Source organism: Vibrio genomosp. F10 str. 9ZD137 (assembly GCF_049974785.1).
In the GTDB taxonomy this organism is placed as follows: Bacteria; Pseudomonadota; Gammaproteobacteria; order Enterobacterales; family Vibrionaceae; genus Vibrio.
In genome coordinates this window covers 331-10212 of the sequence record NZ_JBNGCJ010000226.1, presented here as the reverse complement: position 1 = coordinate 10212, position 9882 = coordinate 331, and the positions used below count along the sequence as shown (strand labels likewise).

General features: G+C 43.1%; 10 protein-coding genes. All 10 read left to right on the top strand.

Annotated elements, in window-relative coordinates:
- Nucleotides 1-204: 204 nt before the first annotated feature.
- The 10 genes from ACP45E_RS03240 (at nt 205) to csrA (ending at nt 9684) form a co-directional block, all read left to right on the top strand.
- Complete coding sequence (locus tag ACP45E_RS03240) at nt 205-609, top strand: DUF2170 family protein (RefSeq protein WP_017038214.1); 405 nt, start codon at nt 205-207, stop codon at nt 607-609.
- Entirely contained in the window at nt 606-1292 is a 687-nt protein-coding gene (locus ACP45E_RS03235) for a PspA/IM30 family protein (RefSeq protein WP_017034942.1), read from the top strand. The genes ACP45E_RS03240 and ACP45E_RS03235 overlap by 4 nt, the downstream gene beginning before the upstream one ends.
- Nucleotides 1293-1306: 14 nt before the next feature.
- Complete coding sequence (locus ACP45E_RS03230; RefSeq protein WP_017038213.1) at nt 1307-2332, top strand: potassium channel protein; 1026 nt, start codon at nt 1307-1309, stop codon at nt 2330-2332.
- Nucleotides 2332-2973, top strand: a complete 642-nt coding sequence (locus tag ACP45E_RS03225) for a YjfK family protein (RefSeq protein WP_017038212.1) — start codon at nt 2332-2334, stop codon at nt 2971-2973. The genes ACP45E_RS03230 and ACP45E_RS03225 overlap by 1 nt, the downstream gene beginning before the upstream one ends.
- Before the next feature lie 15 nt (nt 2974-2988).
- Entirely contained in the window at nt 2989-3402 is a 414-nt protein-coding gene (locus ACP45E_RS03220) for a DUF350 domain-containing protein (RefSeq protein ID WP_017034945.1), read from the top strand.
- A 14-nt stretch (nt 3403-3416) separates the two neighbouring features.
- Nucleotides 3417-4025, top strand: a complete 609-nt coding sequence (locus ACP45E_RS03215) for a DUF1190 domain-containing protein (protein WP_017034946.1) — start codon at nt 3417-3419, stop codon at nt 4023-4025.
- Between the two features lie 6 nt (nt 4026-4031).
- Nucleotides 4032-5195 (top strand): glutathionylspermidine synthase family protein, encoded by a 1164-nt coding sequence (locus ACP45E_RS03210; RefSeq protein ID WP_017038211.1) that lies wholly within the window; start codon nt 4032-4034, stop codon nt 5193-5195.
- A 180-nt stretch (nt 5196-5375) separates the two neighbouring features.
- On the top strand, nt 5376-7961 hold the full coding sequence (gene alaS, locus ACP45E_RS03205; RefSeq protein ID WP_017038210.1) for an alanine--tRNA ligase: 2586 nt from the start codon (nt 5376-5378) through the stop codon (nt 7959-7961).
- 245 nt (nt 7962-8206) lie between these two features.
- On the top strand, nt 8207-9394 hold the full coding sequence (locus ACP45E_RS03200; protein WP_017038209.1) for an aspartate kinase: 1188 nt from the start codon (nt 8207-8209) through the stop codon (nt 9392-9394).
- 92 nt (nt 9395-9486) lie between these two features.
- Nucleotides 9487-9684, top strand: coding sequence for a carbon storage regulator CsrA (csrA, locus tag ACP45E_RS03195; protein ID WP_017034950.1), 198 nt, complete (start codon nt 9487-9489; stop codon nt 9682-9684).
- Nucleotides 9685-9882: the final 198 nt, after the last annotated feature.

Here is a 9882-nt window from a genome sequence, read left to right as displayed (position 1 = left end):
CAAAAATTCTAACGCAGTTATCGACTATTTTAACCCACTAGGGCGAGCCGTTATTTACTACGATTGGTATTTCATCCTTGCCTTTTTGCCAATGGTTTTTATGGTGAATATATTGAATTTAATTAATCACTTAAGTTTATAGTTGAAAACATCTTGGCAAGGTGAGACTGTAAAGATGTTATTTTCTAAATTGGAATTTATATTATGGCTTGGACTTTATCTGAATTAACAACAGCGCTCGGGAAACATGAAGGCTGGAGCGTCGATACATCGAAGTGTGCCGATTCATTGGTATTAACAAATGAAGATGGAATTGATGCTTACGTTGCTGTAGCAGGAGAGCAAATTATTGTTGAAGTCGTTCTTTTCTCGCAAAAGAATGTGAATGACACCTCAGCGCTGAACAGTCTTATTTTAAGAACGCATAAGATGTTCCCACTTTCGACGATAGGCATTAATACCATCTCGGATGAAGATTATTATGTGGCCTTTGGTTCGTTATCTTCACAATCAAAAGAAGAAAGTGTTGTTATTGAAGTCGCGACCCTATATCGCAATGTTGAAGCATTTATTGAACTATACGACGAGTATTTAGGAGTATCAGCATGAGTGTTTGGAAAAAGCTGTTTACCGCAATAAAAGGCGGAGTGAATGAAGCGGCAGAAAGTGCAGCGGACAATCAAGCTTTAAGAATTTTAGATCAAGAGATCCGAGAAGCAAAAGAAGAACTGAGAAAATCGGATCAAGCTCTGGTATCGATTATTGCAAAAAGAAAGTTGGCTGAAAATAAAGTATCGGGTCTTGCCAATAGTATTTCTGAATATGAAATGCATGCTCGTTCAGCGATGGAAAAAGGCGAACAAGCTCTCGCTTTAGAGTGTGCAGGTAAAGTGGCTGAATTTACCAATCAGCAAACTACCGAGCAAACATACGTTGACCAATTTGGTGTATCTGAAAAGAGACTGCGGGAAAATATCGCTCAAGCGAAAGATAAATTACGTCAGTTAGAGCAACAAATTGATATTGTAAAAGCCAATGAAGCGGTTCAAAAAGCTCAAACAGCGGTGTCTTCCACTAATGTTGGCGCTAACAGTAAAATGACGACAGCCGTCGAATCTCTAGAGCGAATTAAAAACCGCCAAGCAGAAAAACAAGCGCAACTTGAAGCGGCTTCTGAAATGCAAGAAGAGCAATCAGGCAGTAGCCTAGATAAAAAATTAGCAGCAGCAGGAATAACTTCTGGTGGGCAATCCTCAGCGGAAGATGAACTTGCTCGTATCTTAGGGAAATAAGCAGAGAACCTAGCATGCCATTATGGATGATAGTAAAGAGGTGGGCCTATACCCACCTCAGTGAGCTAAGCGGCAGAAACTTGTTGGTCGTACTTGTTTCCTACGTAGTGATTTCATGGTCATTGCTTAGTTGGTGTGGCGAAGAGGCTTTAACCGAAAATCTGACGGACTTTATTTACTATCTAATAGTGACATCGTCAACGGTCGGTTATGGTGATATGTCGCCAGCAACGGCAATGGGTAAATGGGTTGTTGGGCTCTTTGTTATTCCTGGTGGTTTGGCTTTATTTGCAGTGTCGTTGAGCCGGATTGCTGCGGTGTTAATCAATTCTTGGCGTGCGGGTGTACAAGGGAAACGGAGAGTGAAAGTGGACAATCATATTCTTTTATTGGGTTGGAATGAGCAAAGAACGCTTCATCTGATTCGAATGCTGCAGCACGAGGAATCAGGCCGTAGACCCATTGTTTTGTGCGCTAGAGCTGAAATAGAAAACCCGCTACCGTCTGAAATAGAATTTGTTCATGTTAGCAGTTTTACTGACGGCATCGCCATGAACAGAACCAACATAGAGCAGGCTAGCTGCATTATCGTTGATAACCCCGAAGACGACATCACGCTATCTGCTGCACTGTATTGCGCTAACCGTAATCCTAACGCCCATCTGTTAGCTTACTTCAAAGATGAATCGTTGAGTCAGCTACTAAAAACGCATTGTAATAATGCTGAATGTATTCCTTCGATCGCAACCGAGCTCTTAGCTAAGGCTGCGGTCGATCCAGGCTCCAGTGCTTTACACCAAGAACTATTAAGTTCAACTCAAGGTATGACGCAATATTCTGTTACCTACTCATCACCCAAATCAACAACAGTGAGTGTCTTGTTCGATCAATTTAAGAAAGAGTATCACGCTACCCTCATTGGTTTAGATAGTGGTGATGGCATTGAGCTCAACCCCAAATTGGATACAGAAGTTGTGAAAAATACCAAGCTGTTTTACATAGCCGACGAACGAGTAGAACACTTTGATTGGGAACAATAATGTTTACTTGGTTTAAGAAAAAAACAACCGAACCCAAAGAAACCTCAGATACAGCACCAGAGGTATTAGGCTTGAGACTCGGTGGCGCGTTTGAGCTGGACGATTTGAAGTTCCGAATGATCGAGCCTGAGTTGGTGATTGAAGGAGCCTCAAGAACGCAAATCATCCAAGCTGTAGGGGTCGTATCTTTAGATGAAAACACTCGGTTAGTCAGATTTTATACCGATGATGACGGTTACCTTCAAGTTTTGCAGCATGGGCGTGATGACAGCGGTGTGGCAGAAGTGAAGTTGTTTTACTTTTATGAGACTAAACCTATTGATAGCGACTCATTGTGGGATTCATGGTTAAACTCGACATTGGTTCAGCCAAGCATGTCATTGGAAGGACATACCTTTGAAAAGGTGTGGGAAAACGAGCAGCCCGTCGCGATGACAGAAAAGACATACGATAGAGAAGGGCGAGTCTCGCAAACCGATCAATTCGTGATGCTTTATGAGCGAGATGTAAACGATCACTATGCGGAATCATTATTAATTGCGTGTGAAGAAAGCGTCAAAAACCAGCACCAATTGGAACGTTGTGTCACCCATATTACCGGTGTCAACGTCTCAGCAACCGACTTTACCGTTATCGGATAACTACAGGATTAAAACATGGATTTTATTATGCAGTCTCTTGGTGGACTCGTCGATTTTGTGATTTATTTTGCTATTTCGATAGGTTTTTTACTTTTATTTAAAGTGATCTATACGCGATTTACGCCATACGATGAATGGGCTTTGGTTAAAGAAAACAACGTAGCCGCAGCTGTTGCGCTGTCGGGATCTTTTGTAGGCTACAGTATCTCTATTTCTGGGGCGGCGGCGAACTCAGTCAATATCGTTGATTTTGTCCTTTGGGGGATTATCGCTTTCGTTGCTCAGCTCATTGCGTTTGGTTTGGTTCGATTCATCTTTTTGCCGAAAATCACCCAACGCATTGAAGATAATGAACTATCAGGTGGTATCGTATTGGGGGCCGCATCTATTGCGATTGGTATGCTCAACGCAGCATGCATGACGTATTAATTGAGGGTTGAACGATGAAACGAAGTCAACGAGTCATACTGCCCTCAATGAAGAAAGATTGGAGCAAGATCAATATTGCTCCGTTCACTGTCGCAGTTGGTGTTGTCGTCATTGCAGGTTGCTCTGACAGCGACCCAAGCAATGATGCTTACATCTATTCTGGTATTGATGATTGCTCGGAGAGTAACCCAGGATATACAGAACAATGTCGTGCCGCATACGAAGAGGCACTAGATGAAGCGGCAAGAACGGCACCGCGCTATATATCTGAAAATGATTGTCGTGCAGAATTTCGTGAAGAAGGTTGTTTTCAACCACGAAATACTTCTTGGTTCGTCCCTGCAATGGGCGGCTTTTTATTCAGCAGAGCCCTGGGTGGTTCCAGAGGGTATTACTCTGAACCTATCTATCGATACGGTGGCTCTTGGTATTCGACTGATGGTCGCTCTTACGGCTCTTATCGAAATGGATATAAAAAAATCAAGATCAAAACCTCTGAAATGAAGAAAAAACCTGCGGTGACTCGAACCATGTCCAGAGGCGGATTTGGATCGACAGTTTCCGCTAAATCCAGTTGGAGCAAGAGCAAAAGTAGCGCTGGTAAATCGAGCTGGGGCGGCTAAATTTATATGCTTCGTATCGATACCAAGGAAAGACCCAATTGGCGTGAACTCGCTAAGCAATTTGGCTTTGGCTACCATAGTATGTATGACGATCCCTACTGGGATGAGCGTGCTTACTATCAATTTACGCTTGAACAAGTTGAAAGGGATATCGAAGCTCCAACTGAAGAGATCCACCAAATGTGTTTGCAGGCGGTGGAAAAAGTGGTTGCAGACGAAAATTGGTTGCAACGATTTAAGGTTCCAGTGTCGATGTGGGACAGTGTAGCGACATCTTGGAAACGAAATGAACCGTCACTCTATTCTCGTGTTGATTTCGCTTATTCGGGGCAAGGACCTGCAAAACTGTTGGAGAACAACGCTGATACTCCAACAAGTTTATACGAAACGGGTTTTTGGCAATGGGTATGGTTGGAAGATAAAGTTAAATCAGGGCAAGTGAGCCGTCGTGCCGATCAATTTAACATCCTGCAAGACTATTTAATTGAACGCTTTCATCAGTTAGCCAAACAACAGCCAGGGCAGACCTTACACTTTTCTTGCTGCAAGGATACTGAAGAAGACCGTGGAACGGTGCAATATTTACAAGATTGCGCGACAGAGGCTGGGCTAGATACGGCATTTGTGCACATTGAAGATATAGGTATCAATAATCTCGATGAGTTTGTTGATATCAAATCAAGACCTATTCGTTGGATGTTCAAACTTTATCCTTGGGAATTTATGTTTAATGAAGCGTATGGTCAGCATCTTCCCACGGCTAACATCAACTGGTTAGAGCCCATGTGGAAGTCAATCTTATCCAATAAAGCGCTCTTGCCTTTGTTGTGGGAAATGTTTCCCAATCATCCTAATTTATTGCCGTCTTATTTCATGGACGATCCAAGAGCCTCCCGTTTAAAAGACTATGTGGTCAAGCCGATTTTTTCACGAGAAGGGGCCAACATTTCGATTTTTAAAGACAGAAAGCAAGTCGCTAGAGCGGATGGTCCCTATGGTGAAGAAGGGATGATTGTGCAGGCGTATCACCCGTTACCCGTTTTTAATGGCAGCAATACGCTGATTGGCAGTTGGTTGGTTAACGATCGAGCCGCAGGGATGTCGATACGTGAAGATGACAGCTTGATCACTCAAGACTACGCACGCTACGTACCCCACATCATTCTTTAGTACATATTTTCCATACGCTGAATGTTCTTTTATCCCACTTTATTGTCAGCAAAAAGTTATCAGCAATCAGGCATAGAGGTGGCTTGTCTGGCAAATGTCCAGAGAATCCCCTAGTCGAATTTCTATCCATGATTTACAATACATCAAAATTCTAACTCGATAATTTTCAGGAAGAGCTGCATGTACATGAGCACTGACGAGGTTCGCAACGCGTTCCTCAAGTTCTTTGAAAGCAAAGGACACCAAATCGTAGACAGTTCATCGTTAGTTCCACATAACGATCCAACTCTGCTATTCACGAATGCAGGCATGAACCAATTTAAAGATTGCTTCTTAGGTTCAGAGAAACGAGCCTACACGCGAGCAACTACGTCTCAGCGCTGTGTACGTGCTGGTGGTAAACATAACGATCTAGAAAACGTTGGTTTTACTGCCCGTCACCATACCTTTTTTGAAATGTTAGGTAACTTCAGCTTTGGCGATTACTTCAAAGAAGAAGCCATCGCGTTTGCGTGGGAATTCTTAACCGTCACACTTCAACTTCCAGAAGAACGTCTGCTTGTGACTGTGTATGAAACCGATGACGAAGCGTTTGATATCTGGAACAAAACCGTTGGTATTCCAGCCGATCGCATCGTTCGCATAGGCGATAAGAAAGGCGGTAAAGCATTTGAGTCAGATAACTTCTGGCAAATGGGTGACACTGGCCCTTGTGGTCCATGTACTGAGATCTTCTATGATCACGGTGAGCACATTTGGGGCGGACGTCCGGGCACACCAGAAGAAGATGGTGATCGCTTTATCGAGATCTGGAATAACGTATTTATGCAGTTTAACCGTCATGCTGATGGCACGATGGAACCACTACCTAAACCAGCCGTTGATACTGGAATGGGTATAGAGCGTATTTCTGCGATTATGCAAGGTGTTCACTCCAACTATGAAATTGATGTTTTCCAAACATTGATCAAATCAGCGGCTGAAGTGATTGGTCATGACGACCTTTCTAACCAATCATTACGTGTTGTTGCCGATCACATTCGTTCGTGTGCGTTTTTAATCGTAGATGGTGTAATGCCTTCTAATGAAGGTCGAGGTTACGTACTTCGTCGCATTATTCGTCGTGCGGTTCGTCATGGGAATAAGTTAGGCGCGCAAGGTTCATTCTTCCACAAACTGGTACCCGTGCTTATTGAAGTGATGGGAACAGCAGGAGCAGAGCTTAAGAAACAGCAAGCGATTGTAGAAAAAGTACTGCGTATTGAAGAAGAAAACTTCAGCCGCACACTTGAGCGCGGCATGGTGATTCTAAACGATGCTCTAGATAATCTAGAGGGGACAGTTTTAGATGGCGAAACCGTGTTTAAACTTTACGACACCTACGGTTTCCCTGCGGATTTAACCAATGATGTTGCCCGTGAGCGTGAACTATCAATCGATGAAGAAGGCTTTGAAAAAGCGATGGAAGAGCAACGTAAACGTGCTCGAGAAGCTGGCCAGTTTGGTACAGACTACAACGCGACAATCAAAGTCGATACCGATACGGAATTCTGCGGTTACACAGGCACCAGTGGGAACAGCGTTATTTCTGCGATGTTTGTAGAAGGCGAAGAAGTTCAATCGCTTTCAGCTGGCGATAAAGCCATTATCGTATTAGACGAGACACCGTTCTACGCTGAATCGGGTGGCCAATGTGGTGATGCTGGTCAATTGAAAACAGATTCAGGCACATTCATGGTTGAAGACACTCAAAAGCTCGGTAATGCCATTGCGCATCACGGTGTGCTTGCTGAAGGTGTGTTTGCAAAAAATGACAAGGTGAACGCAAGTGTTGATGCTTCTCGCCGTGCTGCAATTACTCTAAACCACTCGGCTACTCACTTATTGCATGCGGCTTTACGTACGGTTCTAGGTGAACATGTTACTCAGAAAGGTTCCTTGGTTAAGCCAAATAACCTACGCTTTGACTTTTCAAATTTAGAAGCGGTAACCGCGGCTGAATTGAAAGAAGTTGAACGTATGGTTAACGCTCAAATTCGAAACAACCACGTGATTGAAACCAATGTCATGGACATTGAATCGGCTAAACAGAAAGGCGCTATGGCCTTGTTTGGTGAGAAGTACGATGATGAAGTTCGCGTTCTTTCAATGGGTGAGTTTTCTACCGAGCTTTGTGGTGGTATCCACGCACGCAACACCGGTGATATTGGCCTATTTAAAATTACCTCAGAAGGTGGCATTGCCGCTGGCATTCGTCGTATTGAAGCGGTGACGGGTGAGGCTGCGCTAGACGCACTTGATGCTAAACACGCTCAGTATGAAGACAAACTGACTGAAGCGGTGAGTAAATCAAAGCAGCTAGAGAAAGAAATTCAACAACTGAAAGACAAGATGGCTGCCGCTGAAAGCGCCAACATCATGGGTAAAGTTGAGGAAATTGAAGGTACTAAAGTCCTTGTTGCCGCTATCGAAGGTGGTGACAATAAGAATTTACGCATCATGGTTGATGAAGCTAAGAATCGTGTAGGCAGCGGTATTATTCTTCTTGCTAATATTGCTGATGGTAAGATTGGTCTTATTGCGGGTGTCACTAAAGATATGACCAGTAAAGTCAAAGCTGGCGATCTGGTTAAGATGGTTGCAGAGCAAGTCGGTGGTAAGGGTGGTGGTCGCCCAGACATGGCTCAAGCGGGCGGTACTGATATTGATGCATTGCCAGAAGCACTAGCTTCAACTCGTGCATGGCTTGAAGAGCGATTGAAATAACGAAATGATGTGCTCAATGATTTATTATTGATTGAGCATAACAATCTAAATAGAACCAAGTGGTTTAATTGGCAACATTGAAGCTGATTAAACGGCTTGGTTTTTTGTATTTTTACTGATACCAATCGTAGTTAATAGCGGGTCATCCTAGCTATTTTTAACTCCTTTATTATTGTGATTGGTATGACCAATAATTCTCACTTTATTGGTGTAATAAGATGTTAGTCTTGGGAAGGTGAAGGCTGGTGAATAAGCCCGTTATCGTACAAAAGTTTGGTGGAACTTCGGTAGGAACGATTGAATCGATTCGCACTGTCGCTGAACACATAATTAATGCAAAGCAAGCTGGTAACCATGTTGCTGTTGTTGTTTCGGCAATGTCAGGTGAAACCAATCGCTTGGTGTCGCTCGCAAAGCAAGTGGATAGTGTTCCAAACGCTCGAGAGCTCGATGTGTTGCTTTCATCGGGAGAGCAAGTCTCTATGGCATTGTTGGCCATGACATTGAACAAGCTGGGGCATAAAGCGTGTTCATTGACGGCAGCACAAGCAAGTATCTACACCAACAGCCAGCATAACGATGCGACGATCACACGCATCGATACAAAGAGGATTGATGATCTCTTTGCTGACGGTAATATCGTCATTGTTGCCGGCTTCCAAGGGATTACAGCGAACGGTGATATCACTACCTTAGGAAGAGGTGGTTCAGATACGACAGCGGTCACTTTAGCTGGTTCGCTCAAGGCACAAGAGTGTCAAATCTATACGGATGTAGATGGTGTTTATACTTGCGATCCTAGGGTTATCCCCGATGCAAAAAAATTAGAGGTGATTGATTTTCCTTCAATGGAAATCATGGCCAGAAAAGGGGCCAAAGTATTGCATTTACCTTCCGTTCAATACGCAAGGGAAAATAATGTGCCACTGCGTGTTCTATCGACTTTCGAGCATAATCAAGGCAGCCTGATAGAAGGTGAAAAGGTACAGCGGGACGTGACAGGCCTGGCAATATGTCGCGACATGCTTTTAGTCGAGGTTGAAGAATGCCAATTAGCGAGCGCTAAGACTCATTGTCAAATGTTAGGAATAACCGTTTGTAATGTGATCAAACGTGCAGATTATGTAGGCATAGTGATTGAACATGGCTCAATATCAAAATTGGATCTGGTGTTCGGAGAGAAAATCCGTAATAGTTCACAGGTAAGCTTGTTAACTGTTGTTGGCTTGCAAGCAAAAGGAATAATTAAGTCATCAAAACAGTTGTTAATGGAACGTGACATTGCGGTTGTTGATTGCTCTTCCGAGAGTTTATCTTTAACGTTCGTTTTATCTCAAGAATGCATCGACGATGCAGCCCATGTACTACATGATGCTTATATTGCCCAAAGCCAAGTATTCGATAGTCATCAAAGACAAGTGTTTTTAGGCTAATTTTGGTTAACATTGTTGTTTACGAAAATATAACTTTTGGTAGATAATACTTTCGTAATAATTAAATTTTGAGACTACTCAAGGAGCTAGTAATGCTAATTTTGACTCGCCGTGTTGGCGAAACCCTTATGATCGGTGATGAAGTAACAGTGACCGTTTTAGGTGTAAAAGGTAATCAGGTACGTATCGGTGTAAATGCTCCAAAAGAGGTTTCTGTACATCGTGAAGAAATCTACATGCGAATTCAAGCTGAAAAAGGCAATGGTAACGTTGCGCCTGGTAGTTACTAATACGGATTGAATGGCTAGCTGTTATGCTGGCCTTTTTAATGTGTAGTGCATATTTATGAGTTAAAAGAGTGATTTCACACCGCTTTGATTAAATAGCCAACGGTTGATGTTTTTTTTAATCTTTTTGCCAAGAAAGTGTTTGACATATTTTTGGTAAATCGTAATATGTGCCTCCGCAAGACGGTGAGGTGGCCGAGA

What these genes read in the sequence shown, in the direction of transcription:
- ACP45E_RS03240 (WP_017038214.1), top strand. Translation starts at nt 205, where the DNA reads ATGGCTTGGACTTTATCTGAATTAACAACAGCGCTCGGGAAACATGAA.
- ACP45E_RS03235 (WP_017034942.1), top strand. Translation starts at nt 606, where the DNA reads ATGAGTGTTTGGAAAAAGCTGTTTACCGCAATAAAAGGCGGAGTGAAT.
- ACP45E_RS03230 (WP_017038213.1), top strand. Translation starts at nt 1,307, where the DNA reads ATGCCATTATGGATGATAGTAAAGAGGTGGGCCTATACCCACCTCAGT.
- ACP45E_RS03225 (WP_017038212.1), top strand. Translation starts at nt 2,332, where the DNA reads ATGTTTACTTGGTTTAAGAAAAAAACAACCGAACCCAAAGAAACCTCA.
- ACP45E_RS03220 (WP_017034945.1), top strand. Translation starts at nt 2,989, where the DNA reads ATGGATTTTATTATGCAGTCTCTTGGTGGACTCGTCGATTTTGTGATT.
- ACP45E_RS03215 (WP_017034946.1), top strand. Translation starts at nt 3,417, where the DNA reads ATGAAACGAAGTCAACGAGTCATACTGCCCTCAATGAAGAAAGATTGG.
- ACP45E_RS03210 (WP_017038211.1), top strand. Translation starts at nt 4,032, where the DNA reads ATGCTTCGTATCGATACCAAGGAAAGACCCAATTGGCGTGAACTCGCT.
- alaS (WP_017038210.1), top strand. Translation starts at nt 5,376, where the DNA reads ATGTACATGAGCACTGACGAGGTTCGCAACGCGTTCCTCAAGTTCTTT.
- csrA (WP_017034950.1), top strand. Translation starts at nt 9,487, where the DNA reads ATGCTAATTTTGACTCGCCGTGTTGGCGAAACCCTTATGATCGGTGAT.